Source organism: Noviherbaspirillum malthae, assembly GCF_015352985.1.
Classification (GTDB): Bacteria; Pseudomonadota; Gammaproteobacteria; order Burkholderiales; family Burkholderiaceae_D; genus Noviherbaspirillum; species Noviherbaspirillum malthae.
Genome location: NZ_JACYXF010000072.1, coordinates 1 through 17,618, shown reverse-complemented (window position 1 = coordinate 17,618; position 17,618 = coordinate 1). Strand labels below are relative to the sequence as shown.

Below are 17,618 nucleotides of genomic sequence, written 5' to 3'. Positions count from 1 at the left end.
CATGGAAGCCTTCCTCATTTCCACCGGCATCGTCGCACTCGCAGAAATCGGCGACAAGACCCAGCTCCTCGCATTCATCCTTGCTGCAAAATTCCGCAAGCCCGTTCCCATCATTCTCGGCATTCTTGCGGCCACGCTCGTCAATCACGGCTTTGCCGGCGCGCTAGGCGCATGGATTACGTCGCTGCTGTCGCCCCAGACGCTGCGCTGGGTGCTCGGCGTTTCCTTCCTGGCCATGGCGGGATGGACGCTGATTCCCGACAAGTTCGAAGAAGAAGATGCGCAGCTGGCGAAATCCGGCGTTTTCGTCGCCACTCTGATCGCATTTTTCCTTGCCGAGATGGGCGACAAGACGCAGGTAGCGACGGTGGCTCTGGCCGCGCAATACAATTCCCTGGTCTCCGTGGTTGCCGGCACGACGCTCGGCATGATGCTGGCCAATGTGCCCGCCGTGCTGCTGGGCGACCGCATCGCCAACCGCATGCCGGTGCGTCTGGTGCATGGGATCGCCGCGGCCATCTTTGCAGTGCTCGGCGTCGCAACGCTGATGGGCGCAGGCAAGAGCCTGGGATTCTGATATCCGCCGGTACGAGTCAAGCACAATCATCGAGAAGGGCGCGGCATGCAGCATTCCCATTCAGACCATTCAAACCATTCGGCGCAGTCAACGCATCTGCAGGTGCAGGCGAGCGGCCACACGCATGACCATGTCTATGGCAGCGGCAATCCCGCCGCCGAGCGCGGCACGCGCATTGTCATGTGGATCACGGCGATTACCATGCTGGCGGAAATCGGCGCCGGATGGTGGTTCAATTCCATGGCATTGCTGGCCGACGGCTGGCACATGAGTTCGCATGCGCTGGCGATCGGGCTGAGCACCTTCGCCTATGCGGCCGCGCGGCGATATGCGCATGATCCGAGGTTCGCTTTCGGCACCTGGAAGATCGAGGTACTCGCCGGCTTCACCAGCGCGGTGCTGCTCATCGGTATTGCGGTCCTGATGGCGGTCGGTTCCGTTGAGCGGCTGCTGTCGCCGCAGGACATCCATTATCGTGAGGCAATGCTGGTCGGTGTGCTCGGGCTGGCCGTCAATATCGTGTGTGCGTTGATTCTGGGAGGAGCCCATCATCATCACGGCCATGATCATCACCATCATGGCCACGGCGATCATCATGGCCACGCGCACGAACACGGCGCGCACAGCGAACACAGCGAACACGAGGGTCGGCATGCCGACCTGAACCTGAAGGCAGCGTATGTGCATGTCATTACCGATGCCGCGACGTCGGTATTGGCCATCATTGCGCTGGCCGGCGGCTGGCTGTACGGCTGGGCATGGCTGGACCCGGCAATGGGTCTGGTCGGGGCGGTGCTGGTTGCGCTCTGGGCAAAGAACCTGATCCATGACACAGGCAAGGTCCTGCTCGACCGCGAGATGGACCATCCGGTGGTTCAGGAAATCCGCGAAGCGGTGGAGGTGGATCGCGAGGGAGAGCATACCCGCATCACCGACCTGCATGTCTGGCGGGTCGGCCGCGAGCATTACTCCTGCGCGCTAAGCCTTGTTACCGATAATCCATCGCTGACGCCGGACGAGGTGCGGAAACGCATCGGCGTCCATGAGGAAGTGGCGCATACCACGATTGAAATCCGCTACGCATGAGAATGGCAATGCAGGGAGAGGCATCACTGCATTGCCATGGTTGCCATCAATCGGCTTTCTGCGCATGGCGCGCCTCCCAGGCGGCGAGTTCGCTGCGGTAGCGGTCCATCGCCGCATAGTGGAGGTCGAAAATGCAAGGATCGCACCCGTTGCCGCAGCAATCTTCGAGCGCAGGCTCGACGGGAGGAACAGGGCGCGGATCGTCTGGCTGGCTGGACATCGCATTTCAAATTGAACTGAGGACACGCACAGTTTACTCTGACTCCTTGCTCTTGTTCAGTCTTCGCGGCAAAAGCGGTAATGATGTCTGTCGGAACTGTTTGCAGCTGGCATGACTCTGAACGATGCTTCGATCAATTGACGTTTCCGGCACATGCAGATCCCTCAGCTTGACAGCAAGACAACCGACATCCTCGCCGCCCTCGGCATTTCACCCGAACAGGCTGCACGGACCGGCTTGCCTTTTCATCCGGAAGCCGGCGAACTGGCATTGGCCGAAACCGGGAGCGACGGCTTCCGGCACCTGCTGATTCCCGCCGCCGCGCGTGCATGGCAGACGATGCAGAAGGCAGCGCGGCAGGACGGCATCGACCTCTACATCGTATCGGCATTCCGCGACCTCGCCAGTCAAGCCGAGATCGTGCGAGCCAAGATTGCGCGGGGAATGCCGCTGGAGCTGATTTTCACCTTGAGCGCACCGCCGGGCTACAGCGAGCATCACACCGGGCGCGCGATTGATATCAATACGCCCGGCTGCGAGGAACGGGAAGAGCCGTTTGAAGACACTCCCGCTTTCGCCTGGCTGAACACGCATGCAGGCCGCTTCGGCTTCGTACTGTCTTATCCGCGCGGCAACGGCAAGGGCTTCATCTACGAACCCTGGCACTGGCTGTTTTCCAAGTAAATCTCAGCTCGCCAGCAACCTTCCTGCCATCAGCACCAATACCGAGGGCAGCAGCCATTTCTTCAAGGGTGAAGTCTTGCCCTGCATTTTTCTGCCTACGCGCGCAGCCGCCACCGCATAGACGCAGTCGAACGCGAGGCCGGTGACAACCAGGATCGCACCTAGCCAGAGGAACTGCATGAGCACCGGTCCGTGCGCCGTCGAGACGAATTGCGGCAGGAACAGGCCGCAGAACAGCAAGGCCTTCGGATTCATCAGGTTGGTCAGGAAGCCGCGCAGGAAGCAGGATAGCGGCGAGCTTTCACTGCGACCGGACCCGGCCGCATCGAGCCGCATGTCCGAGCGCAGTACCTGTGCTGCAAGGTAAAGCAGATAAGCGGCACCTACCCAGCGCACGATGTCCAGCAGCAGCGGGTGGGCCGCCATCAATGCGGCAAGACCGGCGCCAGACATCAGCACATGCAGTGCGCGCGACAAGGCGATGCCCAGGCTGGTGACCAGCGCCAGGCGTTTGCCGCGCGCGGCGCCGGTGGCGATGACCAGTGCCATGTCAGGACCCGGAAGGAGGTAGACCGCGGCAAGCGCGGAAAGGTAGAGCGGCAGGATGGCAATGTCCATGGCGAGGCTTTCGGTGAATGGAATACGGGAATGACGAAATTATCGTCGTGCCACGGAGTAATTTTCTTGCCATTTCTCCTCGCCTTGCTGCTATTCTGAGCAAGAATCCACTACAAAATCACCGGATCATGGCGAAGGAACCTCTTCAGGCATTGGACAAGACAGATCTCCGTATCCTCGAACTGCTGCAGAAGGAAGGCCGGCTGAGCAATGCCAGGCTGGCCGAACAGCTGCACCTGAGCGAAACGCCGGTCTGGCGGCGCCTGCGCCGGCTGGAAGACGAGGGCTATATCACCGGCTATCAGGCCAACCTTGATCGCCGCAAGCTCGGCTACGGCCTCATTGCATTCGTGCAGATCAATTTCGCCAATCACACCGGCGAGCAGCCGGCGCAGTTCGAACGCGCAATCCAGTCGATCCCGGAAATCGTGTCCTGCCACAACGTCAGCGGCGAGGCGGATTATTACCTGCAGGTCGTCACCCGCGATCTGGAGGCCTACGGCGAATTCGTCACGCATGTGCTGCGCAAGCTGCCGGGTGTCACGTCGATACGTTCCAGCCTGTCGATGCGGGAAATCAAGTCGACCTCGGCGCTTCCGGTTTCCTGAGTTCAAGCAAGGCGCCTGACGAGGATGCAATTGCGCGCCAGAGCAAAGTCAACGGGACGAGGGCTTGTGCTGGCTCATGAAGCTCTCCGGTATGCGGGACTATGTTGTACCCATGTTCGGCGTTTTCCGAACGCGATCCATCATCGATTCCGGCCATGGCGCACCAATCCCTCAATGAGCTGCTCGAACGCAAGGAAGTGCGTTTCCTGCTGGCCGCCGCCTGCGGCTTTCTTGCAGGGCAGGGGCTGTACCTTCTGATGAACGGCGTGCATGCGATGGATATCGTGCGCGGCGGCGGTGAAGTGCTCCTCTGGGGAAGCCTTGCGATGCTCAATCTGACGCGCGTCCATGGCGGCGGCATACCTGGCATCCGCCTGGCGATTTATGTCGGCGCTGGCCTGATCGTTGCCAGCTGGCTGGGATGACCGCCGGCACTCCGTCCGATACTCCGACCATTGTTTTCGGCGCATTCGACCGGCACAACTTCGGCGACCTCCTTTTCCCGCATGTTCTTGAAGCCCTGGCAGGGCGAAGGGATTTCGTCCATGCCGGGCTCGTCGCACGCGATCTCCGGCAAGTCGGCGGGCATGAAGTGCATGCGATCGCCGACCTGGCCGAGCGCTACCGTGACCGGCCGGTACGCATTATTCATGCGGGCGGCGAGCTATTGACCTGCGGCGCCTGGGAAGCCGCTGTCATGACTCTCCAATCGGACGAAGCGGAAGCCTTTGTCTCGCGTCTCGACAGCGATGCACCGGCAAGAATCGCGTGGACACAGGAAAGGCTGGGCTTTCAGTCCTTCGCTCCCTATGTCGTCGGAAGGACGCTGTTTCCCCGCGCCGATGCGATCGTCCACAATGCAGTCGGCGGTGCCGAACTGGATGCGCTCGGCGCCGCGATGCGGCTGGAAGTACGGGAAAAGCTGGCCGACGCCGACAGCATATCGGTGCGCGACCGCCGTACCCTGGAGCATTTGCATTCCTTCGGATTGAGCGCGGAGCTGGTGCCCGATCCCGCGGTCATGGTCGCCGAACTGTTCGACGGCTGCTTGCGGACGCATGCGGCACGCGGCGAAGTGCTGCAGTGCCGGCACGCTTTCCCCGCCGGTTATCTGGCGCTGCAGTTCAGCATCGACTTCCGCGACGGGGAAACGCTGGCAGCGCTTGCGACGGAGCTGGACAGATTTTCGGCCGCAAGCGGCTGCGGCATCGTGATGTTTCGCGCCGGCGCCGCGCCCTGGCATGACGATATCGACGCGTATCGGCGGCTGGCGGCGCGCATGCGAAGCAAGACGGTGCGCATCATGACGTCGCTGCATCTATGGGATATCTGCGCGCTGCTCGCCAACTGCGCTGCCTATGCCGGAAGCAGCCTGCATGGCCGCATCGTGGCGGCAGCCTATGCATTGCCGCGCGTTACCCTGTGCCGCAGCGATACGGGCAGCGGTCATGCCAAGCATGCCGCCTACGTGCGGACATGGGAGGAGAAAGCGGAACGCCCATTGGCGGCGCCGTCGACGCTGTGCGAGACCATGCTGCACGAGATGCGCATGGCGCGCACTAACCGTGAACAAGGAAAAGCGGCTGCTGCGGAACTGGCTGCGCGGTACCGTGCGCATGTGGGAGTGCTTGATGCCGCACTGCAGCTACGGCCGAGCGGCCGCGGCTGGTGACAGGATCAACCGCTAACCGCTGACCAGCTTCACCTGTCCGCCGCGCCTGCCGTAGGTGCCGGCTGCGCCAGTTCGGGCAACTGCCGTGTCCGGTGCGGCAGATACATCGATGGCGCTGTCAACTTCCCATAGCTGTTCAGCCATGGCGCGGACCTTGCGTGCCTCGCTGCGCAGGTTTTTCTCGACCGGTACGCCGAGCACGCCCGCTTTCAAGGCCTCGGCTTCAAGCAGGCTTGCCAGCGTGCACAAGTGTTCGGCAATGCTGCGGCTGCGAATGATTTCCGACATGCTTTTCCCTTTCGTCCAGATATCTGACCGGCAGTCTCGACGGACCCATTGCCCGTATCGGCCGCAGACCGAATCAGTCAGGTTGCACCATCCTTTAACCGTACCTTTGCAGCACATCGGTGCATGCGATTTCCATTGATCATTCTTTTGCGATCGGATGGAGCGCGGCGGCACTGCTCGAGTGCATCGGCATCAATAAAGACTGCATGATTTTCCTCAATGCACAGCGATGCAAGCAGCGTGCCGTAAACTGTCAAGCCGACGAACTAACTATTGATCAATTGATCATACCGGCATGGGACGAGCACTGAAAATTCTTGCCGGAAGCATCGCCGCGATCATCGCACTGCTGGTGCTCGCGCTGGTATTGATCGCCAACATGGACATGAATCGCTTCAAGCCATGGATCAACGAGCGCGTCAGCGCGGCAACCGGACGCGACTTTGCGATCAACGGCGATCTATCATTGAGCTGGGAAAGACCGGAGGCGGTGGAAGGCTGGCAGCGCTTCATCCCCTGGCCGCATGTGAATGCCAAGGACATCAGCTTTTCCAACCCCGATTGGGCCACCACCGGCAAGAACATGGCGACCGTCGGCGAAGTCGACTTCCAGCTCAATCCACTGGCTTTGCTGAAGAAAACCGTCAGCCTGCATGACGCCACCATCAAGGACGCGAAGGTGGCACTGGAACATGACGACGGAGAGCGCAACAACTGGACCTTCGCCAAGACCGAGGAAGAAAAGAACAAGCCGTCCCAATGGCAGTTTGCTGTCGACGGGCTCGACCTGACAGGAACCGAGGTGCGCTATGTCGACCCCGGCAAGAAGGCTGACGTGAACACGCAGATCGACACCGACCAGGACGGCAGCATGGTGTGGAAGGCTGCGGGCAAGTTCAACGGAGAAAAGCTGACCGGAAGCGGCAAGGCCGGCTCCCTGCTGTCCCTGCGTGAAAAGAATGTGCGCTACCCGGTGGAAGCGGTCGTGAAGGTCGGTGAAACCACGATCACCGCAGACGGCACGCTGACTGATCCGTCGACGCTGAGCGAACTCGATATCAACATGAAGATCTTCGGCGCCAGCATGGCTGACCTGTTCCCGCTGAGCGGCGTGCTTCTGCCGAATACGCCGAAGTTCTCCACCGAAGGGCGGGTGATCGGCAAGTTCACGCCGGGCGCCATGCTGTTCCGCTACGAAAAGTTTAAGGGCAAGGTTGGCGACAGCGACATCGGCGGAACGCTCGAATACAAGCAGCAGCAGCCTCGGCCCCTGCTGAGCGGCGAAGTGGTCTCCAACTACCTCAACATCAGCGACCTAGGCGCGCTCGTCGGCGCCGGCGAAGACGACAAGGAAAATGCCTCCGAGGTCAAGCAGCCGCCGGACAAGGTGTTGCCGGTGTCGCCCTTCAAGACCGAGCGCTGGCGCAAGATGGATGTGCAGGTCACGTTCACCGGCAAGAAAATCATCAAGGACAAGAGCCTGCCGATTGACAATCTTTATACCAAGATCGAGATGAAGGACGGCGTGCTCGGCCTGGCTCCGCTCAATTTCGGCGTGGCTGGCGGCAAGCTGACCACCGAACTGCATATCGACGGCCGCAATGATCCGGCCAAGGCACGCATGCAGGTCGCCGCGCGAGGACTCAAGCTCAAGCAGATGTTTCCCGCGGTCGAATCGATGCGCGCCAGTCTGGGTGAAATCAACGGCAATGCGAAGCTGACGGGAACTGGCAACTCGATCGCGAAGCTGCTTGCCACTTCCAACGGCGAAGTCAAATCCGTCATTACCCAAGGCAGCATCAGCAAGTTCATCCTCGAGGCCATGGGCCTGAACGTCGGCAGCGCCGTGATCGCCAAGGTATTCGGCGACCGCCAGGTGCAGCTCAACTGCATGGCTGCCGACTTTGCCATCAAGGATGGATTGATGGATACGCGCACCTTCGTGGTCGATACCCAGGATGCCACCATCCTTGCCGATGGATTCGTCAATTTCGCGACCGAGGAAATGAAGCTGACGATCAACCCGGAAAGCAAGGGCATCCGCATCATTTCGCTGCGTACACCACTGTATGTGAAGGGGACTTTCAAGGAGCCGGACGTGGGCCTCAACAAGGGCGTGCTGGCGCTGAAGGCCGGTGCAGCGACAGCGCTGGGCACGCTGGCGGCGCCGCTGGCGGCCCTGCTGGCGCTGATCAATCCCGGCCCGGGCGAGGAAGTGCCCTGCGGCCAGCTCCTCGCCGACGCCAGCAAGAAGCCGACCGCGCCTCCGCCGGGCAAGAAGGCACCGACGACCGCGCAGCAGAAAGTGGAAGAAGGCCAGGCCAGCTCCGGACGTTGAGCGCCGGAGCGGTCTTGAGGGAAGCGGTGCCATGAACGGTGCATTGCTGCGCTGCATCAAGCGAGCGGTTACAATGCTGTCTCCGCGCAATATGCGGCGCACCCTTTCCTGACCGATTCACCATGGCCCGCCTCAAACTCGAATTTCCCGAAGACCAGTATTACTACTCGACCCATCTCACTGTCCGCGTCACCGACATCAACGGCGCCAATCACCTCGGCAACGACTCGATGATCTCGATGATTTCCGAAGCGCGCGCCCGCTTCCTGTTCGACTTCGGCATCGAGGAAACCCAGGACGACGGCGTCGGCATCATCGTCACCGACCTCGCCACGACCTACAAGACGGAAGCCCATGCGCGTGACCAGCTGCTGTTCGAGGTGGGCGTCATGGATTTCAACAAGTACGGCGGCGACATCACCTTCCGCATCACCCGTCCGCGCGACAATGCTCTGGTGGCGATGGCCAAGTCGGGCTTCGTTTTCTTCGATTACAAGCGCGGCAGGGTGGTAGCGATGCCCGAGGCATTTCACCGCAAATTCGAGCGCGTCAACTGGGCCGACTCGTAGGGCGCTTTTGTCAAACGGCAGAACCAAGCACGGCCGCTCGGAGTCCACCCTTGACAAGGCCGCCATGGCCGGCACTCTTCCTTTTTCGCATCCCACCATGACAACAGCAGATCAAGGACTCACGACCGCCGCCGACTGCAACCGGCCAGCATCGATGAAGCAGCCCTCGACACGGGGCGGGCTGGCATTCCTGCTGGCGGCGCTGGCGATGCTCGGCCCGTTTTCGGTCGACACTTACCTTCCCGCATTTCCGGCCATTGAAGCGAGCCTGCATACCACGCCGATACAGGTGCAGCAGACGCTGACGGCCTACATGTTTTCCTTTGCGGTGATGATCCTGTGGCACGGCGCGCTCTCGGATGCCTTCGGGCGGCGCAACATCATCATCGGTTCGCTGGCGGTGTTCTGCGTTGCCTCTCTGGGCTGCGCGGCGGTGCACAGCATTGAATACCTGTGGGCATTCCGCGTGCTGCAGGGCGTGTCGGCGGGCGCAGGCGTCGTGATCGGCAGGGCCATCATCCGCGATCTGTATTCCGGTCCGGATGCGGCGCGCCTGCTGTCGCTGGTCACCATGATCTTTTCCGTGGCGCCGGCGCTGGCGCCTATCCTGGGCGGCTGGATCGTCAAGATTCTCGACTGGCGCTCGATCTTCCTGTTTCTCTTTCTCTATACCGCGCTGCTGATCTGGGCCTGCTACAAGCGCTTGCCGGAAAGCCTGCCGGTCCATCTGCGCCAGCCCTTCAGCCCGCGCGTGCTGGTCGTGAATTACAAGCGCGTGTTCGGCTCGCCGCTGTTTCACCTGAAGGCCGGCACGGTGGCATTCAACTTTGCCGGCCTGTTCCTGTATGTCGCAGCGGCGCCGGTTTTCCTGACGCAGCACCTCGGCCTCGGTCCGGATCAGTTCGCCTGGCAGTTCGTGCCTACGGTGGGCGGCATTTTCCTCGGCGCGCTCACGGTCAACCGCCTCGCCGGCAGCATTGCGGTCGGCCGGCAGGTGCTGATCGGCTTTGCCTTCCTGATCGGCGCCGGGATATTCAACCTGGCCTACCATGCATTCCTGCCGCCGGCATTGCCCTGGTCGGTGATGCCCCTGTTCTTCTATGCCTTCGGCATGTCGGTGGTCGCTCCCGGCGTGACGCTGCTGGTGCTCGACCTGTTTCCGGATATCCGCGGCCTGGTCGCCTCCTGCCAGTCGTTCACGCAAACCATGCTGGCGGCCGTGGTGTCGGGCGTGATCGCGCCTTTCCTTTCGCATTCGGTGCTGTGGCTGGCCGCGGGGCAACTGGCGTTCACGGTGATTGCCTTGTGCCTGTGGATGGGCGGGCGCTCCTATCATCTCGCACACAAGGACAACGTCAACGCGTGGGAAACCGTGCCGGTGGAATAAGAAATAAGCACAATGACCGTCGATCTGCGCGAACTGGCGAGCCGTTTTCCGCACCCCGGCCGGGTGGCTGCGATTTACGTGCGGCCGGTACGGCGCGGGGAAACGCGCCGGCTGGAGCAGGCGGTTGCCATCGCCGGGCGCGGCCTGCAGGATGACCATATCGCGGCCCGGTCGCAGGGCGGCAAGCGGCAGATCACGCTGCTCCAGGCCGAGCATCTGCCGGTCATTGCGGCACTCGCAGGCAGGCAGGATGTCGATCCCGCATTGTTGCGCCGTAACCTGGTCATCGCTGGTCTGAATCTGAGCGCGGCGCGCAGCCTGTTCCGCGACCGGCCGCTTGTGCTTCGCATCGGCGACGAAGTGCAGCTCGCGCTGACCGGTTCCTGCGATCCCTGTTCCCGCATGGAAGAACTGCTCGGCCCTGGCGGCTACAACGCCATGCGCGGCCATGGCGGCATGACAGCCCGGGTACTGGCTGGCGGCATGATCCGCGCCGGCGATGCGGTGCGCTGCCTGTCCATGCCTTCGGATGCCGCGAAGTCGCACGCCGCCGATTTTTCCGAATAGCGGGAAACTGTCTGCGACGCGACGACTCTACAGCACATTGATGCTGAAGCGAGTTATCGCAATGAGAGTCCAAGTCTTCCACGAAGAGCCCAACGGCAGCCGCACCGACTTCGGCGTCTATGAACTGACGCACATGCCGCCGATCGCCGAACCCTTTCCGGTCAACAGCCAGACTTTCTATGTGGCAAAGGCTTACTTCGGCCCGGACGACACCGGCATGTATGAGTTGATCCTGGAGGGCGAACCCCGGGCCGTGCAGTAACCGGCAAGAGTACAGGCACAAGCTAGAACAGATCAAGCTGGCCGCCGGCAGTTTTTCCGCAAACACGCCCGGCCGGCGGCACGCTCAGCGGACGACGGAAGGCGGACGCGTCCAGCCTGCCAAAGCCGTCGGCGCGCTTGTCCAGGCCCAAGCGTGCAAGCAGCTTGTCGAAGCGCTGGCGGATCAGGTCCGCCCACACGCCCTCACCGCGCATGCGCTTGCCGAAGTCGGCGTCATATTCCTTCCCTCCGCGCATGTCCCGGATGCGATTGAGCACGCGCTGCGCCCGGTCCGGAAAATGCGCCTGCAGCCATTGCTGGAACAGGGGATTCACTTCCCAAGGCAGGCGCAGCACGATATAGCTGGCGCTAGCGGCACCGGCCTCGGCGGCTGCAACGAGTATGCGTTCCAGGTCCGGCTCCGTAATGAAAGGTATCACCGGCGCAATGCTGACACCGACCGGAATGCCCGCGTCGGTCAGCGTGCGTATCGTGCGCAGCCGCCTTGCCGGCGCCGCCGCGCGCGGCTCCAGGGTGCGGGCAATGTCCGTATCCAGTGTCGTGATCGTCATTGCCACCACCGCCTGACGCTTTGCCGCCATCGGTGCCAGCAGGTCGATGTCGCGTTCCACCAGCGACGATTTGGTGATCAGGGCCAGCGGATGACTGCATTCCTGCAGCACTTCCAGAATCCGCCGCGTCAGTTTCAATTCCCTCTCGCAAGGCTGATAGGCATCGGTGTTGACGCCGATTGCAATCGGTTCGGGCAAATACGATGGCGCCGCCAATTCGCGCCGCAGCAATTCGGGCGCGTTCACCTTGGCGAACACCTGCGTTTCGAAGTCGAGTCCCGGCGACAGGCCGAGGTAACTGTGCGTGGGCCGGGCGAAGCAGTAAATGCAGCCGATGCTTATACGTCATGAATTTTGTTCAGACGACTTTATGCAAGGTTCCGTGACTAGACTTGGTAACTAGAAAAGGTCCATTTGGGCCGTATCGGACTTGGGGATGGCAAAGAGGTCAGTCCGAAGAGAGTACTGCCTTGCGTTCAATCCATTCTTCTTGCACGCAAGCTTGAAACGCTGGGAAAGTAGCTCAGCAAACACTCCTGTTCCGCTCATTCTTGACCCGAAAGTGGAGTCGTAAATCTTGCCGTCCCTCATCTGGGACAGCAAAGATTGAACATGTTTTGCCCGCAAAGGGTAGTGCGCTTCAAGCCATTCAGAGAATAAGCCTGCAACCTCGAGAGGAAGTCGCAGCAAAATATAAGCGGCGGAGGTCGCTCCGGCAGCAGTCACACTTTCCAAGATTGCTTCCATTTCCACATCTGTTATGGCTGGAATTACAGGCGCGACAAGTACCCCTACCGGAATACCGGCGTCAGCGAGGCGACGGATGGCAGAAAGTCGTCGCGATGGCGCACTTGCGCGTGGCTCTAGAGTTCGCGAGACATCGTTATTCAAACTGGTCACTGAAACGTACACCTGAGCCAACTGCTTCTGGGCCATTCGTTGGAGGACATCGACATCCCTTACAACAAGACCCGACTTCGTCGTTATGGAAACGGGGTGGTTATACCGCTCCAAGACCTCGAGAATAGACCGCGTAATCTTCAGGTCGCGTTCAATCGGCTGGTACGGGTCTGTGTTGCCTCCTAAAACAATAACCCTTGGGGTATATCGTTTGTTGGAGAGTTCTCGCTCAAGCAATTCTGCTGCGTTTTCCTTTGCATACAGCTTCGTTTCGAAATCAAGCCCAGGGGAATGACCAAGGTATGCGTGAGTAGGGCGAGCGTAGCAATAAATACAACCGTGCTCACATCCCTGATAGGGGTTGATTGAAGTATCAAAGGGGATATCAGGCGACTTATTGCTTGATATGATGCTTGCCGCACGTTTCATAAAAACTACCGTGTCAATCTTCGGAGCGTCCTCCTTCTCATCGCCTGAATCGACTACGTCTTCAATTTCCGACTCTCTGCTCCAAGCCTCGAACCGACTATGCTTGTTCGAGCAAGCACCACGCCCCTTAACCGCGCCTAAAAAATCCTTCGCATTTCCCATAATAAACAAAGGCTTGAACTGTATAAAAACACAGTATAAATGCAAGTCGAAGTATGCGCTTAAGGGAACCTGTCTATTTTCATAGGTTCCGCGAAGTTTGCTCTTCAAGCCAGACCTCTACCTCACTTTTCCGCCACCTCAGCATTTTCGTCCCAGGAATATGCATCCGGGGCGGCAGCGTCCACGGCTTGCTTTTCATATTCCGTCGTATGGTTTCCGGCTGCTTCCCAAGCAGCACTGCGAGCTCATAAATGTCTAGATAATTTGTCATCAACTATTCCCGTCAAAGGCGTCTGAAGCGTGATGCGTTCGTTTCTTTTGCCGCTAGAAGCTAGGTATAGGAGATGTGTTTATTTCGGTAAAAGAGATGGGCGACAACCTGCAGCCGTCGCCGACATGGGTATGGGCTCTTTTCTACAGAACCTCGCGCGAGTACAGACTCGCCAGTTTTGCCAAGAACTTTTACACGTCTTTTTGATAACACTGACGAGTCCCGGCGCAGGGACAATTTTCTTCCTCACGGCGCCGCTAACCGAAATGCCAACCTTCAGGTGCTCGCCTAAAAAGGCAGACGGCCCTATTTTTTGGTTTTGGGCGGAGAGAGAAGCTTCGCCGGCGTCACTTTCAGTGCTTCCGCCAACTTGGCTAGGTTGTCGAGGGTGAGATTGACCTTTTCTCGCTCGATTTGGCTTACGTAGGTTCTATGAAATCCTGCCTGGACTGCAAGGTCTTCTTGCGAGACGCCTATCCCTGTGCGTAGAAGACGCACATTTTCAGCCAGTATTTGGCGGAGCGGGATTTCATGGTCAGGCGCGGTCATAGTCCGCAAGAATTATCGAATCCCGTTTATATGTCGACGGAGCAAGCATCTACTGCTTTTTCATATACTGTGTTTACATCTCATTGCACATCCTTTACCATTGGCTATCTCCTTGATTGATTGAGAAAATTTCTAGGTGCACCCCATTCCGCATTCCAGCAGCGGGGCAGCGAAAGTTTTTTTTTGAATGCAGAACACCTGTATAGCAAACGTATCACACCCGCATATTTATGCTTTTGATGAACCTTGATGGCTGTGGCCAGCCTCTGGAAGCAATTTCGGATTTCAGGAACCGCGAACGAACATGCTCAGACTGTTAGAAACATCACCGACCATCGAAGTTGACCCAATGAATATGCCTGACGAGCTACTCGCATTTCTGGAGGATGCTTTAACACGACATAGAGAAGGCAAGCCGATGTCCGAGCCTGATAACTACAAACTCCAGGAGTTTGTCGCACAGTGGTATTGGAAAGTACGTGATATCCATCCATCGCCCTGTTTCAAGCAATTGACAGGCTATTCGTACGAAATGGTATTCGTCGCCTTTTCAGAACTTGATTACCTAGTTCAACAAGAAATCAAGTCACGGCGCTTAGGCTATTGCACATACAAAACTGGGGTCGAAAACTTCTTTGACATCGAGCGCCTAAAGCATATGCGTCCGGACTACCTTCGGAACATCCTTAGGTACAAGGGATTTGCAACCATGGCTGACGGCGACCTGTCTGGTCCTATGAACGCAATAGTCAGGCTATTCGAGCCGCAACCTAAGGTAAATCCCTAATGAATTCAGCAACCTCGAACGCCGATATGGATGAGCTCTACGACCAAGTGCCCGCAGATTTTCCTCGCCCTGGCATATTGAGCTCACTAGCGGGTGCCCACCCCAAGCTTGCTCTGGTCCAGTACAACGGCAAGTTCTACTCGCCAGGCTGCACACCGCCGGAGGTTTGGGCACGCTGGGACATCTGCGAAGACCTCGCTAAGCATCTTGCCGACAGATGTCGCGAGACCGAGAAAGGCAAATATGCGCACCTCTCGCGCGCCGAAATCCTTAGTCAATACTACGAACGGTCCTTGAGAACAGGTTGGGGTTCAGACGAAGAAATGCGATGGATTTCCCACCGGACTGCACAGCTAGTCGGTTGGCCTGCTCTCGACATCTGAGCGCAACACCAACATATGGATAAGCTTCTTACTGCCGACAAAGTCCTTTACCTAGACTTCGACGGTGTCCTCCATCACGAGAACGTTCTGACACACCCGTATCGCGGCACCTATATTGCCGCGCCCGGGCGCATGCTTTTCGAGTGGATGCCTATTCTCGAAGCACTGCTAGCCTCGCATCCGGACGTAGCCATTGTTCTGTCAACATCATGGGTACTAGGTCGTAGCTTTGACTTTGCAAAGTCGCGGTTGAGTTCATCGCTCCAGAAAAGAGTCATCGGTGCCACATTTAACCACCGTCTCATCCGAAAAGACGAGTTCTCGCTCCTCTCCCGAGGTCAGCAGGTAGCGGAAGACGTTTCTCGCCGCGAGCCGAAGTCATGGTTCGCAATTGATGATGAAGAACTAGGCTGGCCTGCCTGGTGCCGAGACAAACTCATACGCACTGACGGCGCTGTAGGCATAAGTAATTTTGATGTTCAGCATTCAGTTAGGAAAAGGCTCGACGAGATGTAAAGAACACATCCTCAGCCCTATTGTTAGAGACTAATGGGGCTCCATCCAAAATACATTCGATTTTCTCGTATAAATTTGTCTTGTTCTTAAGGCGTTTTGTCAGGCCACTAGATGGAAACCCCCGTCGATGAAACGGCATTGATGCTGTAAAAAGTGCACAATTTTGCGATAATAAGTTTCGAGACAGAAACTACTTTGGGTTGTAGGCAATTCGAAGCGCAAATATGAGCGAGAAAATGTACCACCCTGGTCCGACGGACCCGACTCCAGAGCAGCGCCTTCTTCTGATGAGCGATGCTGGATGGGAAGACTTTATTGAGGAGTGCGCCCGGCAACTAATGAAAGAAGGTGAGTACATGCAGGTGGTGCCGATGGGGGGCGCTGGAGACAAAGGCCGTGATGTTTGCGGGTACACTCAGACTCTACCACTCGAGAGTACATGGGACCTTTATCAGGCTAAGCATTACGAAGGCACGCTTTCCCCAAGTGCTTTTGCACCGGAGCTCGCAAAATTTCTTCACAGTGTGCACGAGGGCGCTTACACTCGGCCGAGAAAATACTTGATATGCGCACTGAGAGTTGGACCAAAACTGCTCGATTTAATTCAGAATCCGGATTCGCTGCGTGCTTGGATAATCAAGGAATGGCAAGAGAAAGGCGGAAATTTCGGGACTGTCAACAGAGGGTTGACCTCTGAGTTCGAAAATTTTCTTAAGCAATTTCCATTTGAAATTATCAGAAAAATGACTGCGGCCGATTTGTTGGAAATTCATAGCCGTTCTGACAAACATTGGGCGCAATTCGGAGTTTTGGGCCACCGTGGTCCGAATCCAGGAGTTCCAGAGACACTTACGAGCGATGAGCAAGTCTACGTTTCAGCACTCTTGAAGGTGTATGCAGAGGCTGATGGAAAGCCAGTGCCGGCCGCGAACGTAATTCCTGCCAGGCACAATGGTCACGCTTGCTGCCAAAAAGCTAAAGGCCGATTTCCGAATTGCATGCACCGGTACACCTGTAGAGAACTCCTTAGTAGACTTGTGGTGTCTTTTCGACTTCGTTCAACCCGGTTTGCTTGGGGCGCTAGAGGAGTTTGGCAGGTCCTACAGGCGGCCAATCGAATGTGAGACCGATGAGCAAAAGCAAGCTCTCTCTCGACTACAGGCGGCGATTGCCCCTCAGACTTTGCGAAGAACCAAAGCAGATATCGCGTCGGAGCTTCCTAAGAAGTATTTCGCGATGAGACGGGTTAGCGACAAAGAGCTTCAGTTCAAACCAGCGCTATCAGAGGAAGAACGCCTCGAGATTTCCCTTACAGAGCATCAGCGTCTCTTGTACAAGGGAGGGCTGAAAAAGCTTCAGGATGCAGCCAATGAATCTAATGGCAGAAAGCGGGCACAACTTTCGTTTGGGGCTTTGCACCTTATGAAAGCAGTATGTGCGGAGCCTTACTGCCTACCTGGTACCAAGTTCCTAATGGACCGAGGTGGTCGAGATGTACACTTGTCAAATTCGCCAAAGCTTCGTTGGCTTCTTACGCGTCTTGAAGAGGTTCGTCAGGCAGGTGAGAAAGCTATCGTCTTCACCGAACTTAGGGAAGCGCAAGCGGCTCTGTATTACTTCTTGAAAGAAACTTTTGGCCTGAAACCGTTCATTATCAATGGTGACTCTCAAGGCCGCCAAGCCTATATCGACAAGTTTTCCGCGAAAGATGGTTTTGACATCATCATTCTCTCGACGCTCGCAGCAGGTGCGGGATTGAACGTCACAGCAGCAAATCATGTTTTTCACTTCACTCGTGCTTGGAATCCAGCAAAAGAATCCCAAGCAACGGACCGAGCATTCCGCATCGGTCAAGACAAGGACGTGTTTGTCTACTGTCCGACTGTGGTAGCAGATGATTTCAGCACATTTGAAGTACGCCTTGACCAACTACTTAAGCGAAAAGCTGGACTTGCAGGCGCGACACTTGACGATGGCAGTCTGGCGGCCTTGCTAAATGGGTCTGGGAAAGACGCTACATTAAGCGAACTAGTAGGTGGGAATGAACGTAAGCGCCCAGCCATCCCACATTGACGGGATACCGAATCTACGAGCAGAAGTTTAGGCGGGCGTCCAGCGATGCGGCAGCAGTTCGGTGACACGGCTAGCCGGCAGTGTCGGTAAGCGTTCGAGGA

General features: G+C 57.9%; 20 protein-coding genes and 2 pseudogenes. 16 read left to right on the top strand and 6 right to left on the bottom strand.

The genetic code is table 11. The annotated features are described in order from the left end of the window. Window position 1 precedes the first annotated feature (1 nt). Both IGW03_RS32360 and dmeF read left to right on the top strand, forming a co-directional pair. Complete coding sequence (locus IGW03_RS32360) at window positions 2–577, top strand: TMEM165/GDT1 family protein (protein ID WP_194726573.1); 576 nt, start codon at window positions 2–4, stop codon at window positions 575–577. A 45-nt stretch (window positions 578–622) separates the two neighbouring features. Next, complete coding sequence (dmeF, locus tag IGW03_RS32355; protein WP_194726572.1) at window positions 623–1,663, top strand: CDF family Co(II)/Ni(II) efflux transporter DmeF; 1,041 nt, start codon at window positions 623–625, stop codon at window positions 1,661–1,663. Window positions 1,664–1,709: 46 nt separating this feature from the next. Here the strand turns inward: dmeF and IGW03_RS32350 are convergent, their stop codons facing one another. Further along, entirely contained in the window at window positions 1,710–1,883 is a 174-nt protein-coding gene (locus IGW03_RS32350) for an oxidoreductase-like domain-containing protein (protein ID WP_194726571.1), read from the bottom strand. A gap of 153 nt (window positions 1,884–2,036) precedes the next feature. Here IGW03_RS32350 and IGW03_RS32345 point away from each other — a divergent pair, with 153 nt between their 5' ends. Next, complete coding sequence (locus IGW03_RS32345) at window positions 2,037–2,567, top strand: M15 family metallopeptidase (RefSeq protein WP_194726570.1); 531 nt, start codon at window positions 2,037–2,039, stop codon at window positions 2,565–2,567. Between the two features lie 3 nt (window positions 2,568–2,570). Here IGW03_RS32345 and IGW03_RS32340 read toward each other — a convergent pair whose 3' ends face one another. Continuing rightward, on the bottom strand, window positions 2,571–3,185 hold the full coding sequence (locus IGW03_RS32340) for a LysE family translocator (RefSeq protein ID WP_194726569.1): 615 nt from the start codon (window positions 3,183–3,185) through the stop codon (window positions 2,571–2,573). A 128-nt stretch (window positions 3,186–3,313) separates the two neighbouring features. On the opposite strand from IGW03_RS32340, the gene IGW03_RS32335 reads away from it, so the two are divergent. The 3 genes from IGW03_RS32335 to IGW03_RS32325 all read left to right on the top strand — a co-directional run bounded on the left by IGW03_RS32335 (window position 3,314) and on the right by IGW03_RS32325 (window position 5,465). Next, window positions 3,314–3,793: an Lrp/AsnC family transcriptional regulator gene (locus IGW03_RS32335; protein WP_194726568.1), complete on the top strand. Its 480-nt coding sequence runs from the start codon at window positions 3,314–3,316 to the stop codon at window positions 3,791–3,793. Window positions 3,794–3,948: 155 nt separating this feature from the next. After that, window positions 3,949–4,218: a hypothetical protein gene (locus IGW03_RS32330; protein WP_194726567.1), complete on the top strand. Its 270-nt coding sequence runs from the start codon at window positions 3,949–3,951 to the stop codon at window positions 4,216–4,218. Continuing rightward, complete coding sequence (locus tag IGW03_RS32325) at window positions 4,215–5,465, top strand: polysaccharide pyruvyl transferase family protein (protein ID WP_194726566.1); 1,251 nt, start codon at window positions 4,215–4,217, stop codon at window positions 5,463–5,465. The genes IGW03_RS32330 and IGW03_RS32325 overlap by 4 nt, the downstream gene beginning before the upstream one ends. A 12-nt stretch (window positions 5,466–5,477) precedes the next feature. Here the strand turns inward: IGW03_RS32325 and IGW03_RS32320 are convergent, their stop codons facing one another. Then, the gene (locus IGW03_RS32320; RefSeq protein ID WP_194726565.1) at window positions 5,478–5,753 is read right to left on the bottom strand and encodes a hypothetical protein; all 276 of its coding nucleotides are present in this window, start codon (window positions 5,751–5,753) and stop codon (window positions 5,478–5,480) included. Window positions 5,754–6,048: 295 nt separating this feature from the next. On the opposite strand from IGW03_RS32320, the gene IGW03_RS32315 reads away from it, so the two are divergent. The 5 genes from IGW03_RS32315 to IGW03_RS32295 all read left to right on the top strand — a co-directional run bounded on the left by IGW03_RS32315 (window position 6,049) and on the right by IGW03_RS32295 (window position 10,876). Beyond that, window positions 6,049–8,091 carry an AsmA family protein gene (locus tag IGW03_RS32315; protein ID WP_194726564.1) on the top strand — a complete coding sequence of 681 codons (2,043 nt, stop codon included), beginning with the start codon at window positions 6,049–6,051 and terminating at the stop codon, window positions 8,089–8,091. A 122-nt stretch (window positions 8,092–8,213) separates the two neighbouring features. Continuing rightward, window positions 8,214–8,660 carry a thioesterase family protein gene (locus IGW03_RS32310; RefSeq protein ID WP_194726563.1) on the top strand — a complete coding sequence of 149 codons (447 nt, stop codon included), beginning with the start codon at window positions 8,214–8,216 and terminating at the stop codon, window positions 8,658–8,660. 154 nt (window positions 8,661–8,814) lie between these two features. Continuing rightward, window positions 8,815–10,047, top strand: a complete 1,233-nt coding sequence (locus IGW03_RS32305) for a multidrug effflux MFS transporter (protein ID WP_194726586.1) — start codon at window positions 8,815–8,817, stop codon at window positions 10,045–10,047. 12 nt (window positions 10,048–10,059) lie between these two features. After that, on the top strand, window positions 10,060–10,614 hold the full coding sequence (locus IGW03_RS32300) for an MOSC domain-containing protein (RefSeq protein ID WP_194726562.1): 555 nt from the start codon (window positions 10,060–10,062) through the stop codon (window positions 10,612–10,614). Between the two features lie 61 nt (window positions 10,615–10,675). Further along, on the top strand, window positions 10,676–10,876 hold the full coding sequence (locus tag IGW03_RS32295; RefSeq protein ID WP_194726561.1) for a hypothetical protein: 201 nt from the start codon (window positions 10,676–10,678) through the stop codon (window positions 10,874–10,876). Between the two features lie 22 nt (window positions 10,877–10,898). On the opposite strand, the pseudogene IGW03_RS32290 reads toward IGW03_RS32295, so the two are convergent. From IGW03_RS32290 to IGW03_RS32280, 3 genes and pseudogenes are all read right to left on the bottom strand, one after another. Next, a pseudogene (locus IGW03_RS32290) lies at window positions 10,899–11,780 on the bottom strand (PA0069 family radical SAM protein); the annotation flags it as partial. A gap of 66 nt (window positions 11,781–11,846) precedes the next feature. Continuing rightward, window positions 11,847–12,938 (bottom strand): PA0069 family radical SAM protein, encoded by a 1,092-nt coding sequence (locus IGW03_RS32285; protein WP_194726585.1) that lies wholly within the window; start codon window positions 12,936–12,938, stop codon window positions 11,847–11,849. Window positions 12,939–13,515: 577 nt separating this feature from the next. After that, window positions 13,516–13,758, bottom strand: a complete 243-nt coding sequence (locus tag IGW03_RS32280; RefSeq protein WP_194726560.1) for a helix-turn-helix domain-containing protein — start codon at window positions 13,756–13,758, stop codon at window positions 13,516–13,518. Between the two features lie 304 nt (window positions 13,759–14,062). On the opposite strand from IGW03_RS32280, the gene IGW03_RS32275 reads away from it, so the two are divergent. The 5 genes and pseudogenes from IGW03_RS32275 (at window position 14,063) to IGW03_RS32260 (ending at window position 17,517) form a co-directional block, all read left to right on the top strand. Then, a complete protein-coding gene (locus IGW03_RS32275) occupies window positions 14,063–14,545 on the top strand; it encodes a hypothetical protein (protein ID WP_194726559.1) in 483 nt (160 codons plus the stop codon). After that, window positions 14,545–14,928 (top strand): hypothetical protein, encoded by a 384-nt coding sequence (locus IGW03_RS32270; protein ID WP_194726558.1) that lies wholly within the window; start codon window positions 14,545–14,547, stop codon window positions 14,926–14,928. The genes IGW03_RS32275 and IGW03_RS32270 overlap by 1 nt, the downstream gene beginning before the upstream one ends. 15 nt (window positions 14,929–14,943) lie before the next feature. After that, the gene (locus IGW03_RS32265) at window positions 14,944–15,444 is read left to right on the top strand and encodes an HAD domain-containing protein (RefSeq protein ID WP_194726557.1); all 501 of its coding nucleotides are present in this window, start codon (window positions 14,944–14,946) and stop codon (window positions 15,442–15,444) included. A gap of 951 nt (window positions 15,445–16,395) precedes the next feature. Next, window positions 16,396–16,650 (top strand): annotated as a pseudogene (locus IGW03_RS38745) (SNF2-related protein); the annotation flags it as partial. A gap of 30 nt (window positions 16,651–16,680) precedes the next feature. Further along, complete coding sequence (locus IGW03_RS32260) at window positions 16,681–17,517, top strand: DEAD/DEAH box helicase (RefSeq protein WP_267253649.1); 837 nt, start codon at window positions 16,681–16,683, stop codon at window positions 17,515–17,517. Window positions 17,518–17,618: the final 101 nt, after the last annotated feature.